Origin of the sequence: Streptomyces sp. NBC_00820 (assembly GCF_036347055.1) — a bacterium.
Taxonomy (GTDB): domain Bacteria; phylum Actinomycetota; class Actinomycetes; order Streptomycetales; family Streptomycetaceae; genus Streptomyces.
In genome coordinates this window covers 5,713,204-5,738,573 of record NZ_CP108882.1, presented here as the reverse complement: position 1 = coordinate 5,738,573, position 25,370 = coordinate 5,713,204, and the positions used below count along the sequence as shown (strand labels likewise).

The 25,370-nt window shown below is 70.2% G+C and carries 23 protein-coding genes and 5 tRNA genes; 11 read left to right on the top strand and 17 right to left on the bottom strand.

Features of this window, described 5'->3' with window-relative positions:
- The first annotated feature begins 113 nt into the window (after positions 1-113).
- Together OIB37_RS26035 and OIB37_RS26030 are read left to right on the top strand one after the other, a co-directional pair.
- A complete protein-coding gene (locus OIB37_RS26035; RefSeq protein ID WP_029384521.1) occupies positions 114-347 on the top strand; it encodes an Lrp/AsnC family transcriptional regulator in 234 nt (77 codons plus the stop codon).
- Between the two features lie 20 nt (positions 348-367).
- Positions 368-883, top strand: coding sequence for a DUF3515 domain-containing protein (locus OIB37_RS26030; protein WP_330460025.1), 516 nt, complete (start codon positions 368-370; stop codon positions 881-883).
- A gap of 112 nt (positions 884-995) precedes the next feature.
- Here the strand turns inward: OIB37_RS26030 and OIB37_RS26025 are convergent, their stop codons facing one another.
- Genes OIB37_RS26025 through OIB37_RS26015 form a run of 3 tightly spaced genes read right to left on the bottom strand, consistent with a single transcriptional unit; the run spans position 996 to position 4,035 of the window.
- Positions 996-2,153: a D-alanine--D-alanine ligase family protein gene (locus OIB37_RS26025; protein ID WP_330460024.1), complete on the bottom strand. Its 1,158-nt coding sequence runs from the start codon at positions 2,151-2,153 to the stop codon at positions 996-998.
- A 59-nt stretch (positions 2,154-2,212) separates the two neighbouring features.
- On the bottom strand, positions 2,213-3,232 hold the full coding sequence (locus OIB37_RS26020) for an NAD(P)H-dependent glycerol-3-phosphate dehydrogenase (protein ID WP_330460023.1): 1,020 nt from the start codon (positions 3,230-3,232) through the stop codon (positions 2,213-2,215).
- Complete coding sequence (locus tag OIB37_RS26015; protein WP_330460022.1) at positions 3,229-4,035, bottom strand: lysophospholipid acyltransferase family protein; 807 nt, start codon at positions 4,033-4,035, stop codon at positions 3,229-3,231. The genes OIB37_RS26020 and OIB37_RS26015 overlap by 4 nt, the downstream gene beginning before the upstream one ends.
- 176 nt (positions 4,036-4,211) lie before the next feature.
- On the opposite strand from OIB37_RS26015, the gene cofC reads away from it, so the two are divergent.
- Together cofC and OIB37_RS26005 are read left to right on the top strand one after the other, a co-directional pair.
- On the top strand, positions 4,212-4,850 hold the full coding sequence (cofC, locus tag OIB37_RS26010) for a 2-phospho-L-lactate guanylyltransferase (protein ID WP_330460021.1): 639 nt from the start codon (positions 4,212-4,214) through the stop codon (positions 4,848-4,850).
- Positions 4,851-4,859: 9 nt separating this feature from the next.
- Positions 4,860-5,063 carry a hypothetical protein gene (locus OIB37_RS26005; RefSeq protein ID WP_330460020.1) on the top strand — a complete coding sequence of 68 codons (204 nt, stop codon included), beginning with the start codon at positions 4,860-4,862 and terminating at the stop codon, positions 5,061-5,063.
- Positions 5,064-5,264: 201 nt separating this feature from the next.
- On the opposite strand, the gene OIB37_RS26000 is transcribed toward OIB37_RS26005, so the two are convergent.
- The 4 genes from OIB37_RS26000 to leuC form a co-directional block, all read right to left on the bottom strand.
- Complete coding sequence (locus OIB37_RS26000; RefSeq protein WP_330460019.1) at positions 5,265-5,927, bottom strand: HU family DNA-binding protein; 663 nt, start codon at positions 5,925-5,927, stop codon at positions 5,265-5,267.
- Between the two features lie 136 nt (positions 5,928-6,063).
- Entirely contained in the window at positions 6,064-6,294 is a 231-nt protein-coding gene (locus OIB37_RS25995) for a hypothetical protein (RefSeq protein WP_330460018.1), read from the bottom strand.
- Positions 6,295-6,581: 287 nt separating this feature from the next.
- Positions 6,582-7,175, bottom strand: a complete 594-nt coding sequence (gene leuD / locus OIB37_RS25990) for a 3-isopropylmalate dehydratase small subunit (protein ID WP_330460017.1) — start codon at positions 7,173-7,175, stop codon at positions 6,582-6,584.
- Between the two features lie 2 nt (positions 7,176-7,177).
- Positions 7,178-8,605: a 3-isopropylmalate dehydratase large subunit gene (gene leuC, locus OIB37_RS25985; RefSeq protein WP_330460016.1), complete on the bottom strand. Its 1,428-nt coding sequence runs from the start codon at positions 8,603-8,605 to the stop codon at positions 7,178-7,180.
- A gap of 199 nt (positions 8,606-8,804) precedes the next feature.
- On the opposite strand from leuC, the gene ndgR reads away from it, so the two are divergent.
- On the top strand, positions 8,805-9,521 hold the full coding sequence (ndgR, locus tag OIB37_RS25980; protein ID WP_330460015.1) for an IclR family transcriptional regulator NdgR: 717 nt from the start codon (positions 8,805-8,807) through the stop codon (positions 9,519-9,521).
- 96 nt (positions 9,522-9,617) lie between these two features.
- Here ndgR and OIB37_RS25975 read toward each other — a convergent pair whose 3' ends face one another.
- Positions 9,618-10,160, bottom strand: a complete 543-nt coding sequence (locus tag OIB37_RS25975) for a DUF4188 domain-containing protein (protein WP_330460014.1) — start codon at positions 10,158-10,160, stop codon at positions 9,618-9,620.
- Positions 10,161-10,239: 79 nt separating this feature from the next.
- Between OIB37_RS25975 and OIB37_RS25970 the strand changes: the two genes are divergently transcribed.
- The gene (locus OIB37_RS25970; protein ID WP_330460013.1) at positions 10,240-10,884 is read left to right on the top strand and encodes a MerR family transcriptional regulator; all 645 of its coding nucleotides are present in this window, start codon (positions 10,240-10,242) and stop codon (positions 10,882-10,884) included.
- Between the two features lie 42 nt (positions 10,885-10,926).
- On the opposite strand, the gene OIB37_RS25965 is transcribed toward OIB37_RS25970, so the two are convergent.
- The 9 genes from OIB37_RS25965 to OIB37_RS25925 all read right to left on the bottom strand — a co-directional run bounded on the left by OIB37_RS25965 (position 10,927) and on the right by OIB37_RS25925 (position 15,751).
- Positions 10,927-10,999, bottom strand: a tRNA-Glu gene (locus OIB37_RS25965).
- A 28-nt stretch (positions 11,000-11,027) separates the two neighbouring features.
- Positions 11,028-11,099 (bottom strand) — tRNA-Gln (locus tag OIB37_RS25960).
- Positions 11,100-11,119: 20 nt separating this feature from the next.
- Positions 11,120-11,192: transfer RNA gene (locus OIB37_RS25955), tRNA-Glu, on the bottom strand.
- Between the two features lie 31 nt (positions 11,193-11,223).
- Positions 11,224-11,296, bottom strand: a tRNA-Glu gene (locus tag OIB37_RS25950).
- 39 nt (positions 11,297-11,335) lie between these two features.
- Positions 11,336-11,407 (bottom strand) — tRNA-Gln (locus tag OIB37_RS25945).
- Between the two features lie 93 nt (positions 11,408-11,500).
- Positions 11,501-12,232 (bottom strand): HAD family hydrolase, encoded by a 732-nt coding sequence (locus tag OIB37_RS25940; RefSeq protein WP_330460012.1) that lies wholly within the window; start codon positions 12,230-12,232, stop codon positions 11,501-11,503.
- A 169-nt stretch (positions 12,233-12,401) separates the two neighbouring features.
- Positions 12,402-13,886 (bottom strand): glutamate--tRNA ligase, encoded by a 1,485-nt coding sequence (gene gltX / locus OIB37_RS25935; protein ID WP_330460011.1) that lies wholly within the window; start codon positions 13,884-13,886, stop codon positions 12,402-12,404.
- Positions 13,879-14,664: a fumarylacetoacetate hydrolase family protein gene (locus OIB37_RS25930; RefSeq protein ID WP_330460010.1), complete on the bottom strand. Its 786-nt coding sequence runs from the start codon at positions 14,662-14,664 to the stop codon at positions 13,879-13,881. Before OIB37_RS25930 ends, gltX begins: the two co-directional genes overlap by 8 nt.
- An 895-nt stretch (positions 14,665-15,559) precedes the next feature.
- The gene (locus OIB37_RS25925; protein WP_330460009.1) at positions 15,560-15,751 is read right to left on the bottom strand and encodes a hypothetical protein; all 192 of its coding nucleotides are present in this window, start codon (positions 15,749-15,751) and stop codon (positions 15,560-15,562) included.
- A gap of 557 nt (positions 15,752-16,308) precedes the next feature.
- Between OIB37_RS25925 and OIB37_RS25920 the strand changes: the two genes are divergently transcribed.
- The 5 genes from OIB37_RS25920 to OIB37_RS25900 all read left to right on the top strand — a co-directional run bounded on the left by OIB37_RS25920 (position 16,309) and on the right by OIB37_RS25900 (position 25,361).
- On the top strand, positions 16,309-20,226 hold the full coding sequence (locus OIB37_RS25920; protein WP_330460008.1) for a nitrate- and nitrite sensing domain-containing protein: 3,918 nt from the start codon (positions 16,309-16,311) through the stop codon (positions 20,224-20,226).
- 9 nt (positions 20,227-20,235) lie between these two features.
- On the top strand, positions 20,236-20,649 hold the full coding sequence (locus OIB37_RS25915; RefSeq protein ID WP_003993189.1) for a roadblock/LC7 domain-containing protein: 414 nt from the start codon (positions 20,236-20,238) through the stop codon (positions 20,647-20,649).
- A 111-nt stretch (positions 20,650-20,760) separates the two neighbouring features.
- Positions 20,761-21,159, top strand: a complete 399-nt coding sequence (locus OIB37_RS25910; protein WP_330460007.1) for a DUF742 domain-containing protein — start codon at positions 20,761-20,763, stop codon at positions 21,157-21,159.
- Positions 21,140-21,715, top strand: a complete 576-nt coding sequence (locus OIB37_RS25905) for a GTP-binding protein (RefSeq protein ID WP_330460006.1) — start codon at positions 21,140-21,142, stop codon at positions 21,713-21,715. The genes OIB37_RS25910 and OIB37_RS25905 overlap by 20 nt, the downstream gene beginning before the upstream one ends.
- Before the next feature lie 379 nt (positions 21,716-22,094).
- A complete protein-coding gene (locus OIB37_RS25900; protein ID WP_330460005.1) occupies positions 22,095-25,361 on the top strand; it encodes a sensor histidine kinase in 3,267 nt (1,088 codons plus the stop codon).
- Positions 25,362-25,370: the final 9 nt, after the last annotated feature.

The window sequence follows — 25,370 nt, the reverse complement described above, 5'->3', positions numbered from 1 at the left end:
CTGCACCCTGGCGCGCAAGCCCGCTCCCCGCAGGTCTCCCCGCGGGGAGCGGCGACGCGATACCGTGGCGTTCCTTTTCCCCACATGATCCTCGTGGCCGCCCTGGAGGTTCCGTGGTACAGGCGTACATCCTGATCCAGACCGAGGTCGGCAAGGCGTCGACCGTCGCCGAGACGATCGGCAAGATCCCCGGAGTCATCCAGGCCGAGGACGTGACGGGTCCCTACGACGTCATCGTGCGCGCCCAGGCCGACACGGTCGACGACCTCGGCCGCATGGTGGTCGCGAAGGTCCAGCAAGTGGACGGCATCACGCGCACCCTGACCTGTCCGGTCGTGCATCTGTAGCCCCCGTCTACCCTTGGCCGGTGAACATCTTCCGTCACCGGTCGCTCGCCCTGCTCGCGCCCGCCCTGCTGATCGCGGTCGCGGGCTGCTCCTCGGCAGACGACGCCACGGTCGCGGTTCCCCGTCCCGACGCCAGGACCGCACCCCTGTGCCGTCAGTTGCACCGGGAACTGCCCGGGAAGGTGGACGGCGAACGCCGCGACGACCCCAGGCCCCGGTCCGTCTACACGGCGGGCTGGGGAGGCCCGGCGATCATACTGCGCTGCGGCATCGTCCGGCCGCCGAAGATGATCGACGGCAAGGTGGCCCAGGGCGATGACCCGAACGCGATCGGCGGCGGCGTCGACGGCGTGGACTGGCTGATGGAGAAGCACGACGACGGGTCTTGGCAGTTCACCACGGCGGGCCGGCGGGCCTATGTGCAGGTGACCCTGGCGAAGGAACTGTCCGGCCCGGACGACAGCTCCGAGGTGCTCATCGACCTGGCCCCGGCCGTGAAGAAGGCGATCCCCGAGGGGATCGCCTCCATGCGCTGACCATGCGCCGACCACGCGGTACCGGCGGGTCCGTGGGCAGTGCCCCGGGGCGCGGGGAGCCGCGCGGCCGGCCACGGCGGACGCGCGGACGGCCGCCGGCCCCGGAAGCGGGTTAGCGCAGCCCGGTCGAGCGCCGCAGGGCGGCCTGCACCAGGCGGTCCACCAGCTCCGGGTAGGCGATGCCGGTGGCCTCCCACATCTTCGGGTACATCGAGATCGGCGTGAAGCCGGGCATCGTGTTGACCTCGTTGATCACGAACTCGCCGTCCTCGGTGAGGAAGAAGTCCGCGCGGACCAGGCCCTCGCAGGAGGTCGCGTCGAACGCCTCGACCGCGAGCCGCCGTACCTCGGCGGTCTCCTCGGCGGTGAGCGGCGCCGGGACGATGCCGGGCGTGGAGTCGATGTACTTGGCGTCGAAGTCGTAGTACGCGTGCGCGTCAGGCGGCGGGATCTCGGCCGGGACGGAGGCGCGCGGGCCGTCCTCGAACTCCAGGACGCCACACTCGATCTCGCGGCCGCGGATCGCGGCTTCGACGATGATCTTCGGGTCGTGGCGCTGGGCCTCGGCGATGGCCTCGTCCAGGCCGGAAAGGTCGTCGATCTTGGTGATGCCGATCGAGGAGCCGGCGCGCGCGGGCTTCACGAACAGCGGCCAGCCGTGCTCGCCGGCGAAGTCGATGATCTTCTTGCGGGCGGCGGACTCGTCCTGGGCCCACTCGCGGGGCCGGATCACCACGTACGGGCCGACCTTCAGCCCGAAGGAGGTGAACACCCGCTTCATGTACTCCTTGTCCTGGCCGACGGCCGAGGCGAGCACACCCGCGCCGACGTAGGGCACTCCGGACAGCTCCAGCATGCCCTGGAGGGTGCCGTCCTCGCCGTACGGGCCGTGCAGGACGGGGAAGACCACGTCGACCTCGCCGAGAGCCTTCGGCACGGAACCCGGCTCGCTGTAGACGACCTCGCGGACGGCGGGGTCGACGGGGAGCACCACGGCGCCCTCGGCGGACTCCGCCAGTTCCTCGACGGCGGGCACCCGGCGGTCGGTGATGGCCATGCGCTCCGGCTCGTCGGCCGTCAGCACCCAGCGGCCTTCCCGGGTGATGCCGATCGGCAGGACGTCGTACTTGGTCCGGTCGATGGCGTTCAAAACAGCGCCGGCGGTGACCGTGGAGATCCCGTGCTCGGAGCTGCGTCCGCCGAACACGACGGCCACACGCGGCTTCCGAGACGGCTGCTCAGGGCTCTGGGGGAGGTTCTCGGTGCTCATATCGCGTTGAGCGTACCCGCTGGTAGAGCCCTGGCCCAGCGTCGGCCGCGCCGGGTGGCTCAGCGTCGCTCGGGCTTCGCGCTGCGCGACATCAGCTCCTTGAGGGCGACCGCCGGCGGCTTGCCCTCGTGCACGATGTCCACGACCGTCTCGGTGATCGGCATCTCCACTCCGTGCCGGCGGGCCAGATCCGCAACGGACTCGCAGGACTTGACGCCCTCGGCGGTCTGCTTGGTGACCGCGATGGTCTCCTCGAGGGTCATGCCCCTGCCGAGGTTGGTGCCGAAGGTGTGGTTGCGGGACAGCGGCGAGGAGCAGGTGGCCACCAGGTCGCCGAGTCCGGCGAGTCCGGAGAACGTCAGCGGGTCGGCGCCGAGCACCATGCCGAGCCGGGTGGTCTCGGCGAGGCCGCGCGTGATGAGCGAGCCCTTGGCGTTGTCGCCCAGGCCCATGCCGTCGGCGATGCCGACCGCGAGGCCGATGACGTTCTTGACCGCGCCGCCGAGTTCGCAGCCGATCACGTCGGTGTTGGTGTACGGCCGGAAGTACGGCGTGTGGCAGGCGGCCTGGAGCCGCTGGGCGACCGCCTCGTCGGTGCAGGCGACCACGGCGGCGGCGGGCATGCGGGCGGCGACCTCGCGGGCCAGGTTGGGTCCGGTGACCACCGCGATGCGGTCGGCGCCGACCTTGGTGACGTCCTCGATGACCTCGCTCATCCGCATGGTCGAGCCGAGTTCGACGCCCTTCATCAGGGAGACCAGCACGGTGCCAGGGGCGAGCAGCGGGGTCCACTCGGCGAGGTTGTCCCGCATGGTCTGGGAGGGCACGGACAGGACCGTGAAGTCGGCGCCCGCGGCGGCCTCGGCGGGGTCGGCGGTGGCCCGGATGTTCTCCGGCAGTTCGACGCCGGGCAGGTAGTCGGGGTTCGTCCGGGTGGTGTTGATCGCCTCCACGACCTCGGTGCGGCGTCCCCACAGGGTGACGTCGCACCCGGCGTCGGCGAGCACCATGGCGAAGGACGTGCCCCACGAACCGGCGCTGAAGACGGCTGCTTTGACCGGCCTGTCCGGGTTGCTCACTTACCCTGCCCTTCCGGCTGCTTGGCCTGCGCCTGCGCCTGCACCTGCGCCTGTGCCTGCGCCTCCGTCTGCGCCTGGGTGCGGCGGCGCTGCTCGATCCGCTCGCGGCGCGGGTCGTACGGCGTCTCGGGCGCCTTCTCGCCGCGGATCTCCTCCAGCTGGCGGGTGACGGCGGCCATGATGACCTCGGTGGCCTCCTTGAGGACCTCGGCGGTCATCTCCCGGTCGTAGAACCGGGAGAGGTCCACCGGCGGGCCGGCGAGGACACGGTGGGTCTTGCGCGGGAAGAGGTGGGGCTTCGTGGCGTAGGGCGGCAGCAGTTCGTTGCAGCCCCACTGGGCGACCGGGATGACCGGGCACTTGGTCTGCAGCGCCACGCGGGCGGCGCCGGTCTTGGCCGTCATGGGCCAGCCGTCCGGGTCGCGGGTCAGGGTGCCCTCGGGGTAGAAGGCGACGCACTCGCCGCGCTCCACGGCGTCGATGGCGGCCCGGAAAGCGCTGAGCGCGTCCGTGCTCTCGCGGTAGACGGGGATCTGTCCGGTGCCGCGCATCGCGGCACCGACGAATCCCTTCCTGAAAAGGCCGCTCTTCGCCAGGAATCGCGGAACCCGGCCGGTGTTGTACTGATAGTGCGCGTAGGCGAACGGGTCCACGTGGGAATTGTGATTCACCGCGGTGATAAATCCACCCTCGGCCGGCATGTGCTCCATTCCACGCCAGTCCCGCTTGATCAGAACCACCAGCGGTGGTTTGCAGATCACCGCGGCCAAGCGGTACCAGAAGCCGATTCTGCGGCGGGGCACGCGGACACCTTCCTCTAGGGCCTCAAGGGCTTGTCACCTCGGACGGGAGGCCACCGAGGGGCCGCACAAGTGTCGCCCCAGGCCGCCGGTCTGTCGAGAACACGGTACGCCCCGCCACCGGCGCCACCGGAAGGACCGGGTGACAATGGGCGCCGAGAGAGAGGGACGGTACGCCGGTGCAGTGGACCTTGGTCATCCCCCTGAAGCCTCTGTCGCGGGCCAAGAGCAGGCTTGCGGACACCGCTTCGGACGGGGTGCGCCCGCGGTTAGTCCTCGCGTTCGCGCAGGACACGGTGGCCGCGGCACTGGGCTGCGCCGACGTCGCGGATGTGGCGGTCGTCACGGACGACGAGCTGGCCGGCCGTGAGTTGGCGGCGCTGGGCGCCCGGATCGTCCCGGACACTCCCGGAACCGGCCTGAACGCCGCGCTGGCGCACGGAGAGGCCGTGGTGCGCTCCCTGCGGCCCCGCGCTCCCGTGGCGGCGCTGAACGCCGACCTGCCGGCCTTGCGCCCGCTGGAATTGTCCCGGGTTCTGAAAGCATCCGCCGAATTCCCGCGCGCATTTCTCCCGGACGCCGCCGCACTCGGCACCACATTGCTCGCGGCGACCCCCGGTCACGCGTTGCGTCCGGTTTTCGGCGCCGATTCCCGCGCCCGGCACCGGGCCTCGGGGGCGAGGGAACTGGAACTGGCCGGCGTCGACTCGGTACGGCAGGACGTGGACACCGGCGCCGATCTGCGGGCGGCGCTGACGCTCGGGGTGGGCCCGCGCACGGCGGCGGTGAGCGCGCGGCTGGCGATCGCCGGGCAGTAGGCTGCCGTCATGCAGGCGACCGCATACACGTACGACCCCGAGACGCGCAGTGGACAGGTGCTGCTCGACGACGGCACCCCGGTGCCCTTCGACGCGAGCGCGTTCGACGCGGGCGGGCTCAGGCTGCTGCGGCCCGGACAGCGGGTGCGGATCGAGACGGAGGGGGAGGGCGCGACCGCCCGGATCACCCTCGTGACACTCCAGACCTTCTAGCCCTCAAGCCTTCTGGGCCTCCAGGCCTTCTGGACCTCCAGAGCTCCAGAGCCAGGGCTCCAGGACTCCCCTGGTTTTCCCGGTTTCCCGGATCTCCCGGTTTCCCGGATCTCCTGGTTTTCCCGGCTTTTCCGGGCCACGCACGCCGCGGGCCGGGCTCCTCAAGGGAGTCCGGCCCGGCGCGTGAGTGCCCTGGTGACGTTACGACGCCTTGCGGGCGGTGGCCTTCTTGGCGGTGGTCTTGCGCGCCGTCGACTTCTTGGCGGGTGCCTTCTTGGCGGTGACCTTCTTCGCCGGAGCCTTCTTGGCCGTCGCCTTCTTGGCGGTGGTCTTCTTCGCGGCGGTGGTCTTGGTGGTCGCCGTGGCCTTCTTGGCGGTGGTCTTCTTCGCCACGGCCTTGGTGGCGGCCTTCTTGGCGGCGGCCGTGGTCTTCTTCGCCGGCGTCGCCTTCTTGGCGGCCGTCTTCTTCGCGGCGGCGGCCTTGGTGGCCTTCTTGGCCGCGGCCTTCTTGACCGTCGCGGAAGCACCGCCGGTCAGGCTGCCCTTGGGCGCCTTCTTCACGGCGACCTCGCCGCCCCGCGGAAGCTTCTTCGAGCCGCTCACCAGGTCCTTGAAGCCCTGACCGGCACGGAAGCGCGGCACAGACGTCTTCTTGACCCGAACACGCTCGCCCGTCTGGGGATTGCGGGCGTAACGGGCGGGGCGGTCCACCTTCTCGAAGGACCCGAAGCCGGTGACCGAGACCCGGTCGCCCGCGACGACGGCGCGGACGATGGCGTCCAGGACCGCGTCGACAGCATCGGCGGCCTGCTGGCGGCCGCCCATCTTGTCGGCAATCGCTTCTACGAGCTGCGCCTTGTTCACGTCTTCCCCTTCGGAGACATCGCCAGAACGAAAGTGTTCAAGCTTTTTCGCACGTTAGGCAGATATATACCGCAAATCAAACACGAAACGGGCTTATCACCCTTGTGCCGCAACGGATTCGGTTGCCTCGGACTGTTCAGCGGCCCTCTTCGGGGAGTCGACCCTCGTCGAGGTCAGCGGTGAACCGTTCGAGACGCCTTGCCGCGTCGGCGAGATCGTGCTTGGCCGCGGCCGTAATGACCAGCAGCTTCCGGGTCAGCGCCATCCGTACGCCCTCCGGGACTTGCAGTGCGCGCACTCTTGTGTGCGCTTCCTTCAGTTGGTCCGCGACTGCCGCATAGAGCTGGAGTTGGCCGTCGTGTTCCATGCACAGATTGTGCCATCTGGGGCGAGTTGTCGCCTGCGCAGGGGGCAACTGCCGCCGTTGCGGCCTCTCCCGGGCCTTTGGGGCGCCAAGGGCCCAACAGTCGCGTACCCCGGCAACCGCCTTCTTAACGTGGGAAGTTGAGCGCTCCGCGCGGCGCGCCCGGGGCCGTCCGGACGCGAAAACAGCTGTACCCCCAATCGTGGCGATCGGGGGTACAGCGGGAGTGTTGGGTGGCCGAAACCCGACGGTCCGAAGCGGCGGACCGGCCCGGCCGGGGCCGTCGCGGGTCAGTCCTGGAGCGTCCGCGGCTTGTGAGCGGGCCGCTTGGCCTCGAAAGCGGCGATGTCGGCCTCGTTCTGGAGGGTGATGGAGATGTCGTCCAGGCCGTTCAGCAGCCGCCAGCGGGAGTTCTCGTCCAGCTCGAAGGAGGCGGTGACGCCTTCGGCGCGCACCTCGCGGTCCCGGAGGTCGACGGTGATCTCCGCCTGCGGGTCGTCCTCGGTCAGTTCCCACAGCGCGTCCACGACCTTCTGGTCGAGCACCACCGTGAGCAGCCCGTTCTTCAGCGAGTTGCCACGGAAGATGTCCGCGAAACGGGAGGAGATCACGGCCTTGAAGCCGTAGTTCTGCAGCGCCCAGACGGCGTGCTCGCGGGAGGAGCCGGTGCCGAAGTCGGGGCCGGCGACCAGGACCGTGGCGCCCTGCCGCTCGGGGCGGTTGAGGACGAAGGAGTCGTCCTTGCGCCACGCCTCGAAGAGTCCGTCCTCGAATCCGTCCCGGGTCACCTTCTTGAGCCAGTGAGCAGGGATGATCTGGTCGGTGTCGACGTTGCCGCGGCGCAGCGGGACGGCCCGGCCGGTGTGGGTGGTGAAGGCTTCCATGGTCAGCGGACTCCAGCGGGCGTGGGGGCGTCGGTCAGGTCGGCGGGCGCGGACAGGTGGCCCAGGACGGCGGTGGCGGCCGCGACCTGCGGCGACACCAGGTGCGTGCGGCCACCCTTGCCCTGCCGGCCCTCGAAGTTGCGGTTGGAGGTGGAGGCGGAGCGCTCGCCCGGGGCCAGCTGGTCGGGATTCATGCCGAGACACATCGAGCAGCCCGCGTGCCGCCATTCGGCGCCGGCCTCCTTGAAGACCACGTCCAGGCCCTCGGAAACGGCCTGCAGACCGACCCGTACGGAGCCCGGGACGACCAGCATCCGTACGCCGTCGGCGACTTTGCGGCCCCCCAGGACCGCGGCGACGGCTCGCAGGTCCTCGATCCGGCCGTTGGTGCAGGAGCCTACGAAGACGGTGTCCACCTTGATGGAGCGCAGCGGCTGCCCGGCCTCCAACCCCATGTACTCCAGGGCCTTTTCGGCGGCCAGGCGCTCCGAAGCGTCTTCGTACGAAGCCGGGTCGGGGACGGCGGCCGAAAGCGGCGCACCCTGGCCGGGGTTGGTGCCCCAGGTGACGAACGGCGACAGTTCGGCGGCGTCGATGACGACCTCGGCGTCAAACTCGGCGTCGTCGTCGGTGCGCAGGGTCTTCCAGTGCTCCACCGCGGCGTCCCAGTCGGCGCCCTCGGGGGCGTGCGGGCGGCCCTGGAGGTAGGCGAAGGTGGTCTCGTCGGGGGCGATCATGCCCGCGCGGGCACCGGCCTCGATGGACATGTTGCAGATGGTCATCCGCGCCTCCATCGAGAGCTTCTCGATGGCGGGGCCGCGGTACTCCAGGATGTAGCCCTGGCCGCCTCCGGTGCCGATCCTCGCGATGATCGCCAGGATCAGGTCCTTGGCGGTCACGCCGTCGGGCAGCTCGCCCTCGACCGTGATCGCCATGGTCATCGGGCGGGCCAGCGGCAGCGTCTGGGTGGCCAGCACGTGCTCCACCTGGGAGGTGCCGATGCCGAACGCCAGCGCGCCGAAGGCACCGTGCGTGGAGGTGTGCGAGTCGCCGCAGACGACGGTGGTGCCGGGCTGGGTCAGGCCCAGCTGGGGTCCCACCACGTGGACGACGCCCTGTTCGACGTCGCCCAGCGGGTGCAGCCGCACCCCGAACTCGGCGCAGTTCTTGCGCAGCGTCTCCAGCTGGGTGCGGGAGACGGGGTCGGCGATGGGCTTGTCGATGTCCAGGGTCGGGGTGTTGTGGTCCTCGGTCGCGAGGGTGAGGTCGAGGCGGCGGATGCGACGGCCGTTCTTCCGCAGACCGTCGAAGGCCTGCGGGCTGGTCACCTCGTGCAGCAGGTGCAGATCGATGTAGAGGAGGTCGGGCTCGCCCTGGGCGCGCCGGACGACATGGTCGTCCCAGACCTTCTCCGCGAGTGTCCTACCCATCGCTTTCCCTCCGGCCGGCCATGCGCACGCCGACGCAACTAGAGATCTTGAGGAAGGGGTGCCCACGCCTCTGAATCCGGCGATTCCGGGCACCCACCGCCGGACCCGTCCATATGCGGGCCGCTGTGTGTTCCAAGGGTGGCGCGTTCCACGGAAAATTGAACTTGCGTTTCACAGAGTGAGACGTGAGTATCGTTGCATGGACAACAGTAGCGGCGTCGGCGTTCTGGACAAGGCAGCCCTTGTCCTGAGCGCCCTGGAGTCCGGTCCGGCCACCCTCGCGGGTCTGGTCGGGGCCACCGGACTGGCACGACCCACGGCCCACCGGCTGGCCGTGGCCCTGGAACACCACCGCCTGGTGGCGCGTGACATGCAGGGCCGGTTCATCCTCGGACCGCGCCTGTCGGAACTGGCCGCCGCGGCGGGCGAGGACCGCCTGCTGGCCACGGCCGGCCCGGTGCTCACCCACCTCAGGGACATCACCGGCGAGAGCGCGCAGCTCTATCGCCGGCAGGGCGACATGCGGATCTGCGTGGCCGCGGCGGAGCGGCTGTCCGGCCTGCGGGACACCGTGCCGGTCGGCTCCACGCTGACCATGAAGGCGGGCTCCTCGGCGCAGATCCTGCTCGCCTGGGAGGAGCCCGAGCGTCTGCACCGCGGCCTGCAGGGTGCCCGCTTCACGGCGACGGCCCTGTCGGGCGTACGGCGGCGCGGCTGGGCCCAGTCCATCGGCGAGCGCGAGCCGGGCGTCGCGTCGGTCTCGGCGCCGGTGCGCGGCCCGTCCAACCGTGTGGTGGCCGCCGTCTCGGTCTCCGGTCCCATCGAGCGCCTGACCCGACACCCGGGCCGCATGCACGCCCAGGCGGTCATCGACTCGGCGGCCCGCCTGTCGGAGGCCCTGCGCCGCTCGGGCTGACACCCCCGATCCCCACCCCGCGAAAGGGCCGGCCTCAACGCCGCGGCAGGCCCTTTCCCCTGCGGGTGACCTACGCCCGGGAGGCTGCCTCCGGAACTACCCCCGGAGCACGGACCGGTCGGACGAACCCTGGGAGCCCTCCCCCGACCGATGGGCGAACCGGTCCTTCGCGTACCGGCCCCGCCGCTCCAACGGGACCTGCCCGTGCGCCGCCGCCAGCCCGAACGCCGGCATGTCGCCGTACACGGCCTCGTACGCCCCCTCCGGCACGACGTACGCCTCGTGCCATATCCCCACGTGCCCCCGCACCTTCCCGGCCCGCTCCTCGCGGTTGATCAGGGACCACATCCTGTGGTGCAGAGCGTCCGGGGCGCTCGCGTAGGCGTACAGCTTCTCCTTGGACTCCCAGTACTGCACGACGTAGTAGGTCCGCGGCGACGCGGTCAGCAGGACCCGGCCGAGCAGTCCCCGCTCCGGGGCCCGGCGCAGCTCCTCCAGCATGCGGACCATCGCCAGCATCACGGGCACCCACTGGTGCACCGCCCAGAAGCGGTTGACGCGCATGCCGATCAGCAGGACGACCACCTCACCCGTGGCGTCGGCGGTGGTGCGCCCGCGAGTGATCCGGTTGCGGAACATGACTCCCCCTCGTCGGTGAGCGGCGCCCGCCGTGCGGGCATGCTTGGATAGTGCTCCTATCCAAAGAAGGGCGCAAGAGATGCGGCTCGCCGAACTGAGCAGACGCAGCGGTGTGTCCACCGCGACGATCAAGTACTACCTGCGCGAGGGGCTGTTGGCCCCGGGCCACCAGATCAACACGACGACGGCGGAGTACGACGAGGAGCACCTGCGGCGGTTGCGGCTGGTGCGCGCGATGATCCAGGTCGGCCGGCTGCCGGTGGCGACGGTCCGGGAGGTCCTGGGACACGTCGACGACGACTCGCTGGGCCGGACGGTCCGCCTGGGTGCGGCCCTGTGGGCGCTGCCGCAGGTGCCGGAGCCGGACGAGGACGACGTTCACGTCCGGACGGCGCACCAGGAGGCGGACGAGCTGCTCCGGACGCTGGGCTGGACGAACGCGGAGCAGCTCACCAGCATCTCCCCCGCCTACCGTTCCCTGGTGGTGGCGCTGGCCGCGCTGCGCCGGGTCGGCTACGACTGGGACGCGGAACTGCTCGTGTCGTACGCGCAGTTGATGCACCGGGCGGCGGTGCTGGACCTCGACCACGTGGAGCGGCGTCCGTCGGAGGCGGAGAAGGTGGAGACCGCGGTGCTCGGCACGGTCCTCGTCGAGCCGATGCTGCGGGCGCTGCACCGGCTGGCGCAGGAGGAGGAGTCGGCGCGGCGCTACGGCTTCGAGTAACGCCGAAGGCCCTCCACCTGAGTGGAGGGCCTTCGGTCTGCGTACCCCCGACCGGATTCGAACCGGCGCTACCGCCTTGAGAGGGCGGCGTGCTAGGCCGCTACACAACGGGGGCCTGGACTCTGCGTTTCCGCAGGTCCGAGCTGGTCTACCTGGACTCGAACCAAGACTAACTGAACCAGAATCAGTCGTGCTGCCAATTACACCATAGACCAATGATGGTTTAGACCAGTCGTACCCCCGACCGGATTCGAACCGGCGCTACCGCCTTGAGAGGGCGGCGTGCTAGGCCGCTACACAACGGGGGCCCTAGCGATCCCGACACAAGATCGGAACCAGTACCCCCGACCGGATTCGAACCGGCGCTACTGCCTTGAGAGGGCAGCGTGCTAGGCCGCTACACAACGGGGGCTTGCGGATGTGATCCGCGACTGCAGATGAGCTCTGCGAGCTGGCCTACCTGGACTCGAACCAAGACTAACTGAACCAGAATCAGTCGTGCTGCCAATTACACCATAGGCCACTGGAACTCAAGCCCCTGTGCGGGGGATCTCGTTCTAGTTTGCTCCTCGGGTTCCGGCCCTTTCGGCCCGTTTCCCTCGGCGCAGGAAGAACATTACCCGAAGGTGGACGGGGCTCCAAAACGGGTATCCGCACGGACGACCGCGGGGAGTTCGGCGAGGCTCGTGATCCGGTGCGCGGAGGGTCCGCCGGCCCCCTCCTCGTACGGCCGGCCGCGGTCGATCCACACCGACAGCAGCCCGGCGTCGGCGGCCCCGCGCCCGTCGATCTCCGGGTGGTCGCCGACGTACGCCACCTCGTGCGGAGGCAGTTCCAGCGCCGCGCAGGCCGCCAGGAAGGCACCGGCCTCCGGCTTGGAGACGCCCAGCTCGGCGGCGCACAGCACGGTCTCGAAGCGGTCGCGCAGACCCAGGGTGCGCAGCTTGCGCTCCTGGACCGTCAGGCTGGAGTTGGACAGCACCGCGTGCCGGTAGCCGGCGGCGAGGGCGTCCAGGGCGGGCAGCACGTCCGGGAACACGCTCCAGGCGGCCTCGTAGTGGCCGAGGTAGCGCTGGAACCAGGCGTCGGCCTCGTCGTCGGTCAGCTCCGCGTCCAGGAACGTCCGCACCCGGTCGCGGCGCTGTCCCTCGAAGGTGTTCCCGCCGGCCGCGAACCGCGCCCAGTGCAGGTCGGTGGCCGCGCGCCAGCGGACGACGGCCCGCTCCGGGCCGCCGTACCCGTCGAGCAGGCCCTCCACCGCGAGGTGGGCGCGCATCCCCTCGCGATCCGCGCTCGTGTAGTCGAACAGCGTGTCGTCGACGTCCCAGACCACGGCTCGGATGCTCATGATCCGACGGTAACGCGGGCACGCGGGGCCCGTCCGGGAATCAGTGGATCTCACGCCCGCGGCCGGGGCGGCTCCCGGAGGCGCCCGAACGGCGGCATGCGTGAGGGGCGGCACCCGGTGCTCCGGGTGCCGCCCCTCGACGTCGTCGGACGGTGTCCGATGTTTTCGGTTACGCGGCGAGCCTGGCCAGCGCCGCGTCGATGCGGGCCAGCGTCGTGTCCTTGCCCAGGATCTCCAGGGACTCGAACAGGGGCAGGCCGACCGTGCGGCCGGTGACGGCCACCCGGACCGGGGCCTGGGCCTTGCCGAGCTTCAGGCCGTGGGCCTCACCGGCGGCCAGGACGGCCTCCTTGAGGGACTCCGCCGACGTCCAGTCCGCGGAGTCCAGCTTCTCGCGGGCGGTGCGCAGCAGTGCGTCCGAGCCCTCCTTCATCGCCTTCGCCCAGCTCGCCTCGTCGAGGACCGGCTCGGGCAGGAAGAGGAAGTCGACGTTGTCGGTGATCTCGGAGAGGACCTTCAGACGCGTCTGGGCGTGCGGGGCGATCGCCTGCCACTTGGCCTCGTCGAAGTCCTCCGGCGCCCAGGGGGCGAAGGGGGCCTTCAGCCAGGGGGCGCAGCGCTCGGTGAACTCCTTCACGTCCAGCATCCGGATGTGGTCGGCGTTGATCGCCTCGCACTTCTTCAGGTCGAAGCGCGCCGGGTTGGGGTTCACGTCGGAGATCTCGAAGGCCGCGACCATCTCCTCGATCGAGAAGATGTCCTTGTCCGCCGAGAGCGACCAGCCCAGCAGGGACAGGTAGTTGAGCAGACCCTCGGGCAGGAAGCCCCGCTCGCGGTAGAGGTTGAGGGACGACTCCGGGTCGCGCTTGGAGAGCTTCTTGTTGCCCTCGCCCATCACGTACGGCAGGTGGCCGAAGTCCGGGACCCGCTGGGCGATGCCCAGCTCCATCAGCGCCTTGTACAGGGCGACCTGGCGCGGGGTGGAGGAGAGCAGGTCCTCGCCGCGCAGGACGTGGGTGATGTCCATCAGGGCGTCGTCGACCGGGTTGACGAGCGTGTACAGCGGGGCGCCGTTGGCGCGCACGATGCCGTAGTCCGGGACGTTCTCCGGGGTGAAGGTCAGCTCGCCGCGGACCAGGTCGGTGAACGTGATCGTCTCGTCCGGCATGCGGAAGCGGACGATCGGCTCACGGCCCTGGGCCTTGTACTCCTCGACCTGGGCGGCGCTCAGGTCGCGGCAGTGGCCGTCGTAGCCGGAGGGCTTGCCGGCGGCGCGGGCGGCCTCGCGGCGGCTGTCCAGCTCCTCCTGGGAGCAGTAGCAGTAGTAGGCGTGACCGGCGTCCAGGAGCTTCTGGGCGACATCCTTGTAGATGTCCATGCGCTGCGACTGGCGGTAGGGCGCGTGCGGGCCGCCGACCTCGGGGCCCTCGTCCCAGTCGAAGCCGAGCCAGCGCATCGAGTCCAGCAGCTGGTTGTACGACTCCTCGGAGTCGCGGGCCGCGTCGGTGTCCTCGATGCGGAAGACCAGCGTGCCCTGGTGGTGCCGCGCGAACGCCCAGTTGAACAGGGCGGTGCGGACCAGGCCCACGTGGGGGTTACCGGTGGGGGACGGGCAGAAACGGACGCGTACGGGGGTGCCTGGTGCGCTAGCCACGCTTTACAACCTTGTTGGTGAGAGTGCCGATGCCTTCGATGGTGACGGCGACTTCGTCGCCGACGTGCAGGGAGCCGACCCCTGCGGGGGTGCCGGTGAGGATGACGTCGCCCGGGAGCAGGGTCATCGCCTCGGAGATGTTGACGATCAGGTCCTCGATGGGGGTGATCATCTCGCTCGTGCTGCCGAGCTGGCGCTGCTCGCCGTTGACGGTGAGCTGGATCGTCAGGTCGTTCGCGCGGGCGAGGTCGAGGTCCGTCTCGACCCAGGGGCCGAGCGGGCAGGCCGTGTCGAAGCCCTTCGCGCGGGCCCACTGCTTCTCGCGCTTCTGCACGTCGCGGGCGGTCAGGTCGTTGGCGCAGGTGTAGCCGAGGATGACGTCCTTGACGCGCTCGCGCGGGACCTCGCGGCACATGCGGCCGATGACGACGGCCAGCTCGGCCTCGTACTGCAGGTCCGTGGTGAAGGACGGGTACTGGATCGCGTCGCCCGGGCCGATCACCGAGGTGGACGGCTTGAAGAAGGCGAACGGGGCCTCGGGCACCTCGTTGCCCAGCTCCTTGGCGTGGTCGCCGTAGTTGCGGCCGAAGGCCACGACCTTGTTGGGGAGGACCGGCGGGAGCAGTCTGACCTTGCTCAGCGGCACCTTCGTCCCGGACAGCTCGTGGTCCGCGAACGGAATGCCCTTGATGATGTCGAGGACGAGTTCGTCCTGCTTGTCGCCCTCGACCGCGCCGAAGGCGACGTTCCCGTCGATGGAGAACCTGGCGATGCGCACGGGATCCTTGCGCCTCTCACTGAGAACCGGCTTACTGACGCCCCAGGTTAACCGGTCGGACCGCTCGCCGTTCGGTCGGTACGGCGTGGCGCCGGGGATTTCGGGGCCTCGGAAACGGGTCCGGCCGAATTCCGAATTCCGGAGGTTTCGGCCGGATCTCCGCCTGAAACCGCTGCCGATCAGGACGGATACCGACCCCGGGATCACCCCGGGCACGCCGACCGGAACGGTAAGGGGAAGGGAATTCCATGCGGGTATCCCGGAAACTCGGCGCCTTCGCCGCCGGGACGCGTACGGCGGCCGCCGCCGCGGCAGGAGCGGCTCCTGCGGCGTACACCCGGCCGGAGCGGGAGGCCGCGGCCCCGGGCTCCGCCCGTCCGGCGGACGCCACCCCCACCCCCGCGTCCCCCTCGTCCAGTACTCCCCCGAGTACACAGAGAGGCGACCGCGCCTACCGGCCCCGTCCCGGCCCACCACCGCGGCGGCACGGAAATACGAGGTCACCGGCTCGGCGCAGTACATTCCGGCCCGGGACCGCGGGAAGAGGGCCGGACTTTCCGTGCCGGTGAAATCCACTCCGGCCGCCGCGCCGGACCGCCGGTACGGAAGTACGGGATATAGGACATGGAAAGCGCCGCGTTCCACGGATATCCGCCTGTCGTCACAGGCGCCCGGCCCCGAAGCGAAACCCGCCGCGCGGTCGGGCGCCGGGTCCTGGGCGGGAGTCGCGCCGCCGGAAAGCCGGTGAGCGTCACCTCGGCGGGCGACATCTCCTACTGCACGGCGGCGACATCTCCCACTGTCGGCGAAGTGCGTCGAAAACGAGCGCGGCCCGGAAGATCGTCGCTGGTGCGTGATCTCCGGGCCGCGCTCGCGGGCCGTGCGGGGCGTTCGGCTACTCGGCGGCGGCGCCGACGCCGGCCGGGATCTCCATGAGGATCGTGCGCCGCGGGTTGGCGGTCTGGGCCGGCAGGTCGACGGAGTGCTCCGGCAGCGCGGGCGTCTGCAGCTCGTCGGCGTCCTCGAGGTGCGCCAGCGTCGTGCGCCGCGGGTTGGCTATGTTGCGGAACATCATCGTCGTCTTCACCGTTGTCGTCCTGTGGGCTCGGCAGATCAGGTCATCCTGTAAAGCGTCAGGCTAAACATCCAATTCCCCGCCAGAGCCGTGAACTGCCCTTGATCTACATGTGAGTTTGCTCACGCCCGCGCGAACAAACCGGTCAATTCCGACTCGCAACCCTCCGCAACGAAACGGACATTGGGCCACTGAAGCCATCATTCCGCTCCTGATCATGGCGACTGGGACACCTGTCACCGCGCGGCGACTCGCAGAGGAACGCCCCCTTTTCGACCGGAAAAGCTTCTACGTTCGGTTACACCCCCCTCACCGCCTGTGACAGACAGCACAGCTCGGGCCACGGCCCTTGTTGGAGATCCGGCACTGTGCTGGAATTCCTCGGACCGCCGCGGCATCGAGCCGGCGCGCAGGGGGCGCAACGCAGCGCCGAGTGGCGGCGGGCTGGGGGAAGCTGCGCCGGCCACTCAAGAGCATTTGGTGGGCGTATTCAGGGCGCTCTCCACGACGCCGACACCGTGTCCCTTCGTTCACGCGGAGGGGCGCCTGGTCCAGAGGTTGCGACGCTAGTGCAGGGACGTTTCAAGAGGGATGGCAGCGCTTCGGCAGAGCCGGAGCCGCACGGCGGGACCGACCGCGGCTCCTCGCCCCAGCACGCCCAGAGCCCGGGTCCGACCCCGTCCGGTGACGGCGGCGAACGCTCCGGGCGCGCCGGCATATCCGCCACGGCGGGTGCCTCCGGGCCGGTGAGTCCACCGTCGGCCACGAGTGCCGCCAAGGGGGTGCCCGGCCCGGGTTCACGCATGGCACTGCGCAACTGGCGCATCTCCACGCGCCTGGTGTCGCTGCTGGCGCTCCCCGTGGTCGCGGCCACTTCACTGGGTGCGCTGCGTATCGGCGACTCCATGAACGACATTCAGCAGCTCGACAACATGCAGCTGCTGACGGAGATGACCACGCAGGCCACCGAGCTGGCCGCCGCGCTGCAGGACGAGCGCGACCAGTCGGCCGGCCCCTTGAGCCACGGCCTGACGGCGAACAACTACTCCATCAAGGGCCTGCGGCAGAAGACCGACCGCGCCAAGGACAACTTCCAGTCGGCCGCCGAGGGCATCGACGCGGCCAGCAAGGACGGCAACCTCCAGGGTGTCCGCGACACCCTGGTCGGCCTGGTCGGTCAGCTGGACAACCTCCAGCGGATCCGCCACGACGCCTACTCCTCGCCGCAGAACTCGACGCAGACGGTCGAGGCTTACCACCGGCTGATCACCCAGCTGATCGGCCTGTCCCAGGACATGGCCGAGGCGTCCAGCAACCCCGAGATGATCCAGCGCACCCGCGCCCTGTCGGCCTTCTCCACGGCCAAGGAATACGCGTCGGTACAGCGCGCCGTCATCGCCGCGGCCCTGCCCGCCAACAACACCACCACCGGCAAGCTCTCCGAGAACGACCGTCTGTACGGCCAGTCGGCGTACGACAGCGAGGGCTCCGAACTCAACATCTTCCGGCAGATCTACACCGCCCAGAACGCCGAGCAGACCCTCCAGCCGATCGACGGGACCAACCCGACGATCAAGTCCGCGGACAAGTACGCGCAGCGCGTCCTCAACGACCGCAACGGCCTCGCCAGTCAGCCGGACCGCTCGTACCTGGACTGGGTGGACGACAGCACCAGCAAGATCCAGCAGATGAAGAACATCGAGCGCCAGCTGCTGGAGCAGATGGAGCAGAAGGCCCGCGAGCTGAAGGCCACCTCCGAGCAGGAAGCCATCATCTCCGGTGCGCTGATCCTGCTGGTGCTGGGCGTCTCGCTGGTCGGCGCCTTCGTCGTGGCGCGCTCCATGATCCGCTCGCTGCGCCGGCTCCAGGAGACGGCCACCAAGGTCGCCCAGGACCGTCTGCCCGAGCTGGTCAAGCAGCTGTCCGAGTCCGACCCGCAGGACGTCGACACGTCCGTGGAGTCGGTCGGTGTGCACTCCCGGGACGAGATCGGCCAGGTGGCCTCGGCCTTCGACGACGTGCACCGCGAGGCGGTCCGTCTCGCCGCCGAGCAGGCCCTGCTGCGGGGCAACGTCAACGCGATGTTCACCAACCTCTCGCGCCGTTCCCAGGGCCTCATCCAGCGTCAGCTCTCGCTCATCTCCGAACTGGAGTCCCGCGAGGCCGACCCGGACCAGCTGTCCTCGCTCTTCAAGCTCGACCACCTCGCGACGCGTATGCGCCGTAACGGTGAGAACCTCCTCGTCCTCGCGGGTGAAGAGCCCGGCCGCCGCTGGACCCGTCCGGTCCCGCTGGTCGACGTGCTCCGCGCCGCCGCGTCCGAGGTGGAGCAGTACGAGCGCATCGAGCTGGCCTCCGTGCCGACCACCGAGGTCGCCGGCCGCGTGGTCAACGACCTCGTGCACCTCCTCGCCGAGCTGCTCGAGAACGCCACCTCCTTCTCCTCGCCGCAGACCAAGGTCAAGGTCACCGGTCACGCGCTGCCCGACGGCCGCGTGCTGATCGAGATCCACGACACCGGTATCGGTCTGTCCCCCGAGGACCTCGCCGCGATCAACGAGCGCCTCGCCGCGCCGCCCACCGTGGACGTGTCGGTCTCCCGCCGCATGGGTCTGTTCGTGGTCGGTCGTCTGTCGCAGCGCCACGGCATCCGCATCCAGCTGCGCCCGTCCGACTCCGGTGGTACGACCGCGCTGGTCATGCTGCCCGTCGACGTGGCCCAGGGCGGCAAGAAACCCGCTCCGGGCAAGCCCGGCATGCCCGGGTCCGGCGGTGGCCCCGCCGCCGCGCAGGCCGCGGCCGGTGCCGCCGCCGCCCGCCGCAACAACGGCGGTAAGGGCGGCGCCCCGGGCGGCACCCTCGGCGGTGCGCCCGCCGGCGGCGGACTGCTCGGTTCCGGTCCCGGTCCCCGCGGCCAGGTCGGTGCGGGCCAGGGTCCCCGGGCCGCGCTGCCCGGCACCGGCCAGGGCGGCCGGCAGGGTGGTCCGGGCGGTGCCCGTAACCAGCAGGGTCCCGCCGCGCCCCAGCAGGGCCGCTCCGGTCCCGCCGGTACGAACGGTTTCGGCGCCGGTCAGGCGCCGGGTGCCTCGCAGGGCATGCAGGCCGCGAACCCCGGTGGGTCGCAGCAGGACGCCTTCGGCGGCCGCGGCCCGGCCGCGCAGCGCGGTGGCGCCGCCGACCAGAGCCGTCAGCCCCAGCTGCCGCCGCGTGGCGGCCCGCGGGCCGAACTGCCCGGTGGTACCCCGCAGTCGCGCACCCCGGAGTGGGGCGACAACGCCCAGGCCCCGGTCTCGCGTGCCTCGCTGGACGCCCCGCGCGGCCATGACGAGCAGGCCCCGGCGCGCACCGGGCGCATGCCGCGCGTCGACGACCGCCAGGGTCCGGGCGCGACCGCGGAGATGCCCCGCATCGGTTCCGGGCAGGACCAGGCCGCCACGGGCGAGTTCGCCCGGCAGGACCTGAACGGCTACAACAGCCCCCAGGACACCGGCCAGTTCCAGCGTCCCGGCACCCAGCAGGGCAACGGTCAGTTCGACCAGCAGGACAACAGCGGCCAGTTCCAGCGCCCCGACCTCTTCGGCACGCCGGCGCCCGGACACCAGGGCCAGCAGCAGCACACGGGCCAGTACGCGGCCCCGCAGGAGCAGCAGCACCACACGGGCCAGTACGGCGCCGCGCAGGGCCAGCAGCACACCGGCCAGTACGCGGCTCCGCAGGAGCAGCAGCACCACACCGGGCAGTACGCGGCCCCGCAGGAGCAGCAGCACCACACGGGCCAGTACGCGACTCCGCAGGCGTACGGCAACGGCAACGGCAACGGCAACGGTTACGACGCCGGCTCCACGGGACAGCACGCGCTGCCCGGCCGCCAGGCTCAGAACCAGCCCCAGAACCCCGCGCACACCGGCCAGTACGAGCGGCCGCAGCAGGGCGGTCACGGCGACTTCGGCGCCCAGCGCCCGGCCGCCCCGCAGCGTCCCGACACCCAGGGCCGCCCGGGCGACGGATACGCGCTGCCGCCGGCTCCGAGCCAGGGCGACGGCCGTACCCCGCTGTACGACACGCTGGAGACCAACTGGTTCCACGGCGCCCCGCCCGAGCAGCAGCAGGCGGCCGCTCCGGCTCCGCAGCAGCAGACGCCGCAGGCGGCCGCATCCGCGCCCGCTCCGCAGCGTTCCGCCTCCCCCACCGGCTCCTGGCGCACCTCTCCGAACGACGAACTCGTCCGGCAGGCGGAGCGCGTCAGGCAGCCCGCGGCGGGCGGCATCACGACCTCCGGCCTTCCGCGCCGGGTGCCCAAGGCGAACCTCGTCCCGGGCCAGGCACAGCAGCAACAGCAGCAACAGAGCGGTCCGCAGGTCTCGCGTGCGCCCGATGACGTACGCGGCCGTCTGACCAATCTCCGTCGGGGCATCGCTCAGGGCCGTCAGGCCGGCAGCGGCCAGACCGGCAGCTTCCCGAGCCCCACTCACCAGCAGGAGCGTTAGTTGAGTCCGATGAGCCAGGCGGCACAGAACCTGAACTGGTTGATCACCAACTTCGTGGACAACACCCCTGGGGTGTCGCACACGGTGGTGGTCTCCGCCGACGGCCTCCTGCTGGCGATGTCCGAAGGCTTCCCGCGGGACCGCGCCGACCAGCTGGCGGCGGTCGCGTCCGGGCTGACCTCGTTGACGGCCGGGGCCTCCCGGATCTTCGAGGGCGGCAGTGTGGCGCAGACCGTCGTCGAGATGGAGCGCGGCTTTCTCTTCCTCATGTCCGTCTCGGACGGGTCGTCCCTCGCGGTCCTGGCCCACCCCGAGTGCGACATCGGTCTCGTCGGCTACGAGATGGCGCTGCTCGTCGACCGTGCGGGTGCGGTGCTCACGCCGGATCTGCGCGCCGAGCTCCAAGGCAGTCTGCTCCACTGACCCGCCCCGGCACCACCCACCTCACAAAACCACCGTCCGGCCGCCACAATCCCCCCACCGGCCCCGTCAGACGGCACGACTGACCAACTTGCTGTCCCGCCCGGAGGATTCATGACCCCGCCCACCGCCTCTCATGATCCGTACGCGGAACCGTACGGCGATGAGGGCGACCAGCCGCTGGTACGTCCGTACGCGATGACCGGCGGCCGGACCCGGCCGCGCTATCAGCTCGCCATCGAGGCGCTGATCAGCACCACGGCCGACCCGGCAGCGCTCATCGGGATGCTCCCGGAGCATCAGCGCATCTGCCACCTGTGCCGCGAGGTCAAGTCGGTCGCGGAAGTCTCCGCGCTGCTGACCATGCCGCTCGGCGTGGCCCGGATCCTGGTGGCCGACCTCGCCGAGGCCGGCCTGGTCGCCATCCACCAGCCTGGTGGCGACGAGAACAACGGCGGCGCTCCGGATGTGACGCTGCTCGAAAGGGTGCTCAGTGGACTTCGCAAGCTCTGACTCGGGCCGGACCACCACCTCCGCGAAGATCGTGGTGGCGGGCGGCTTCGGCGTGGGCAAAACCACGTTCGTCGGGGCGGTCTCGGAGATCAACCCGCTGCGTACCGAGGCCGTCATGACGTCCGCTTCGGCGGGCATCGACGACCTCACCCACACCGGGGACAAGAAGACCACCACGGTCGCCATGGACTTCGGCCGCATCACCCTGGACCAGGACCTGATCCTGTACCTCTTCGGTACACCCGGACAGGACCGCTTCTGGTTCATGTGGGACGACCTCGTCCGCGGCGCCATCGGTGCCATCGTCCTGGTCGACACCCGACGCCTCGCCGACTGCTTCCCCGCGGTCGACTACTTCGAGAACTCGGGCCTCCCCTTCGTCATCGCCCTCAACGGCTTCGACGGCAGCCAGCCGTACCAGCCCGACGAGGTCCGCGAGGCACTCCAGATCGGCCCCGACACCCCCATCATCACCACGGACGCCCGCCACCGCGCGGACGCCAAGAGCGCACTCATCACCCTGGTGGAACACGCACTCATGGCCCGCCTGCGGTGACAGTCAAGTGGGACGTGCCGTAAGGCAGTTGCCGTAGAGAACCTGGAGCCGACTGTGGCCTTTGACACGGTCGGCTCCGGTGTTCATAACAGTTCGGCAGAGGAATCGGGCGAGGATCACCACGCGACGCGGTCGCGTGGTGCCTGTCCGCGCACAAACGCCCCGCCATTTGGCGTGGCTCGCTCTTTATGACCGTTTTATCTGGGACTTACAAGGGCACGACCTCGCGCTCTCCACTGTTTGGAACTGCGCTGGTCCACGTGCTGGAATGCCTGAACCGCCCATTGGTCAACGACGTACTGAGTCGTCGATGCCAGAACGGGCTCTGAGAGACTGCGGCACGTCGAAGGTGCCGACCCGCCGAGAGGTTGTTGGTCGAGTGAGGCGAAGCAAGAACGGTCCCGAGCCGTCGGCACGGGGCAACTTCACCCCGCCGCCGCGCGCTGCGGCGCCCAGTCCGGTTGTACCCGGTTCGGAGCCGGCGGAACCCCCCGCTTCCAGCGGTGGCCGCTTCTCCCCGCGCAACTGGAGAGTGCCGACCCGCCTGAACGCGATCCTGCTCATACCCGTGGTGGTCGGCCTGGTCATGGGCGGCTTCCAGGTGAAGAGCTCGATCGACACCTGGCAGGACGCGCAGGACGCGGAGAAGACCGCGCGCCTGGTTCAGGCCTCTCTTACCTATGCCAACCAGCTGTACAACGAGCGGGACATGACCGCTCAGTACCTGCTGAAGGGCAAGCTGGAGACCGCCGAGGACAAGAAGTCGGTCATCGGTATCCGCGCCAGGACCGACAAGGCCGCCGCGGACTTCCACCGGGTCGCGCAGGACGCGCCGCACACCGCCGGCCTGGACCGCCGACTGAAGCTGTTCGGTGACACGGAGCCCCAGCTGCGGACGCTGCGCCAGCTGGCGTACACGACGAATCTCCCCGGTGTGCAGACCGAGGAGGGCTACGTCAAGATCGCCCACCCGCTCATGGAGTTCGCCAACGAGCTGGGTCTGGGCACGGGCAACATCACCTCCTACGGCCGCACCGTCTACGCCATCTCGCTGACCAAGGCCGCGCTGTCCCTGGAACGCTCGATCGGTATGCACATGCTGATCAAGCCGGGCCCGGACCAGCCTGGTCTGACCAGCCAGCGCACGGCCCTCGCCTCCTACGCGTACCTGGAGGGCATCGCCTCCGAGGAGTACCTCGGCGGTGGCACCCAGGCCGACGCGGACCGGCTCGAAGCGGAGAAGAAGGACGTCGAGGCCAAGGCCGCGGCGCTGGCCAGGCAGGCCAAGGCCAAGGACCCGAACTTCGTTCCGCCGCCGTCCAACCCGCAGGCGATGGTGATCGCGCTCGCCTCGCTGAAGACCACGGACCCCACGGAGCGCCAGCAGCTCGCGGTCACGCAGGGCATCACCCCGGTCAACTGGTGGGCGGTCAACACCCTCAAGTTCGACGCGTACAGCTCGATCGAGACGGACATGGCCAACAAGGCCGTGACCGAGGCCTCCGGCATCGCCGACGACGCCAAGACCTCGGCGTTCATCACCGGTGCGGCCGTCGTGCTCGCCCTGCTCCTCGCCTTCTTCCTGGCCGGCACCGTGGCCCGCCAGATGAGCCGCTCGATGCGCCAGCTGCGCAACGCCGCCTTCGGCATCGCCGAGCAGCGTCTGCCGATGCTGGTGGACCAGCTCTCCCGTACCGACCCGGGCCGGGTCGACACCCGGGTGACCCCGATCCCGATCCACACCAAGGACGAGATCGGCGAGGTCGCCCGCGCCTTCGACCAGGTCCACCGCGAGGCGGTCCGTCTCGCCGCCGAGCAGGCCCTGCTGCGAGGCAACATCAACGCGATCTTCACCAACCTGTCGCGCCGCAACCAGTCCCTGATCGAGGGCCAGCTGACCCTGATCACCGACCTGGAGAACAACGAGGCCGACCCGGACCAGCTGGAGAACCTCTTCAAGCTGGACCACCTCGCGACCCGTATGCGCCGCAACGGCGAGAACCTCCTGGTCCTCGCCGGCGAGGAGCCGGGCCGCCGCTGGGACCAGCCGGTCCCGCTGGTCGACGTCCTGCGCGCCGCCTCCTCCGAGGTGGAGCAGTACGAGCGCGTCGAGCTCTCCGGTGTCCCCGACGCCGAGATCCACGGCCGTGCCGTGACCGACCTCGTGCACCTGCTGGCCGAGCTGCTGGAGAACGCCACCACGTTCTCCTCCCCGCAGACCAAGGTCCGCGTCACCGCGACCCGTCTCCCCGACGGCCGCGTGATGGTCGAGATCCACGACAAGGGCATCGGCCTCACGGCCGAGGACTTCGCGGACATCAACCACAAGCTGGCCAACCCGCCGACCGTGGACGCCGCGATCTCCCAGCGCATGGGCCTGTTCGTGGTCGGCCGGCTGTCCGACCGGCACGGCATCCGCGTCCAGCTGCGCCCCTCGGGCGAGCAGGCCGGTACGACCTCCCTGGTCATGCTGCCGGACGCGATCACGCACGGTGGTGGCGGCGACGTGGCGCTGGACCGCGAGGAGTTCACCGTCTCCCAGATCATCCCGGAACAGAAGTTCCAGGGTGAGAACTTCGGCCAGCAGCAGCAACAGCAGCAGCAGCCTCCGCTGCGTACCGCCGCCGAACTGGGCTTCGACGACAGCCGCTACGAGGTCCCCGACGACATCCGTGACCTGGACCCGGTCGGCCGCTCGCTGCTGCGTGAAGAGCGCCGTGCCGCCCTGGGGTCCCCGGGTCACGAGCAGTCCGAGAACCCGCAGCAGGCGTACCCGGACGAGTTCGACGCGCAGCGGGCCGGCTACGACGGCAGCACCACCGGGTACACCGCGCAGCCGGCGCAGCCCGGTGCCTTCGACGGGCAGCAGGCGTACCAGGAGCAGCCGCAGCAGCCGTACCAGGAGCAGGGTCAGGCGTCGTACGAAGGGTCGTACGAAAAGCCCTACGACGACCAGTACTTCGCTCCGAACGGCGGGCTGCCGCAGAACGACGGCTTCCAGGCCAACGGCGGCGGCTACCCCGACCCCGCGTTCGCGGAGCCGGCGCAGGACGACTGGCCGCAGCAGAACGGCTTCCAGAACGAGGCCGGTTTCCAGAACGGCCACCCGGCCCAGTACGCTCCGGAAACGGAATCGTCGCAGGCCGGTGACGTGAACGAGCGGAACCGCGTAGGCTTCGACCGACCGGGACCGTCCCCTTCCGCCCCCCACCGGATGACCGACTCCGGGTTGCCCCGCCGCGGTTCGCTGGGGAGCGGTTCCAACGGCGTGAGCGGCTCGAACGGTGCGGCACCTGTGCGGCCGGAGACGCCGGCTCCCGCACCGGGCAACACCCCGGGCAACGACGGTGACAGCGACTGGCGTTCGGCCAACGACGAGCGCTGGCAGCAGGCCTCGCAGCTGCGGAAGCCCAAGGCGGGCGGGGTCACCTCCTCCGGTCTGCCGCGGCGGGTACCCAAGGCCAACCTGGTCGAGGGCACCGCCGAGAGCACCCCTCAGGGGGGCCCCCAGGTCTCCCGTGCCCCGGAGGACGTCCGGGGCAGGCTGAGCAACCTGCGTCGAGGTGTCCAGCGCGGACGCAACGCAGGCAGTGAAACGAACGGCCAGGGCTTCGGCCCTGACAGCACCTACAACCAGGAGCGTTAGTGTGAGCCC

Coding starts and splice junctions, on each gene's coding strand:
- OIB37_RS26025 (WP_330460024.1), bottom strand. CDS start 2,153: ATGAGCACCGAGAACCTCCCCCAGAGCCCTGAGCAGCCGTCTCGGAAG.
- OIB37_RS26005 (WP_330460020.1), top strand. CDS start 4,860: ATGCAGGCGACCGCATACACGTACGACCCCGAGACGCGCAGTGGACAG.
- OIB37_RS25995 (WP_330460018.1), bottom strand. CDS start 6,294: ATGGAACACGACGGCCAACTCCAGCTCTATGCGGCAGTCGCGGACCAA.
- leuD (WP_330460017.1), bottom strand. CDS start 7,175: ATGGAAGCCTTCACCACCCACACCGGCCGGGCCGTCCCGCTGCGCCGC.
- leuC (WP_330460016.1), bottom strand. CDS start 8,605: ATGGGTAGGACACTCGCGGAGAAGGTCTGGGACGACCATGTCGTCCGG.
- ndgR (WP_330460015.1), top strand. CDS start 8,805: ATGGACAACAGTAGCGGCGTCGGCGTTCTGGACAAGGCAGCCCTTGTC.
- OIB37_RS25975 (WP_330460014.1), bottom strand. CDS start 10,160: ATGTTCCGCAACCGGATCACTCGCGGGCGCACCACCGCCGACGCCACG.
- OIB37_RS25970 (WP_330460013.1), top strand. CDS start 10,240: ATGCGGCTCGCCGAACTGAGCAGACGCAGCGGTGTGTCCACCGCGACG.
- OIB37_RS25940 (WP_330460012.1), bottom strand. CDS start 12,232: ATGAGCATCCGAGCCGTGGTCTGGGACGTCGACGACACGCTGTTCGAC.
- OIB37_RS25915 (WP_003993189.1), top strand. CDS start 20,236: ATGAGCCAGGCGGCACAGAACCTGAACTGGTTGATCACCAACTTCGTG.
- OIB37_RS25910 (WP_330460007.1), top strand. CDS start 20,761: ATGACCCCGCCCACCGCCTCTCATGATCCGTACGCGGAACCGTACGGC.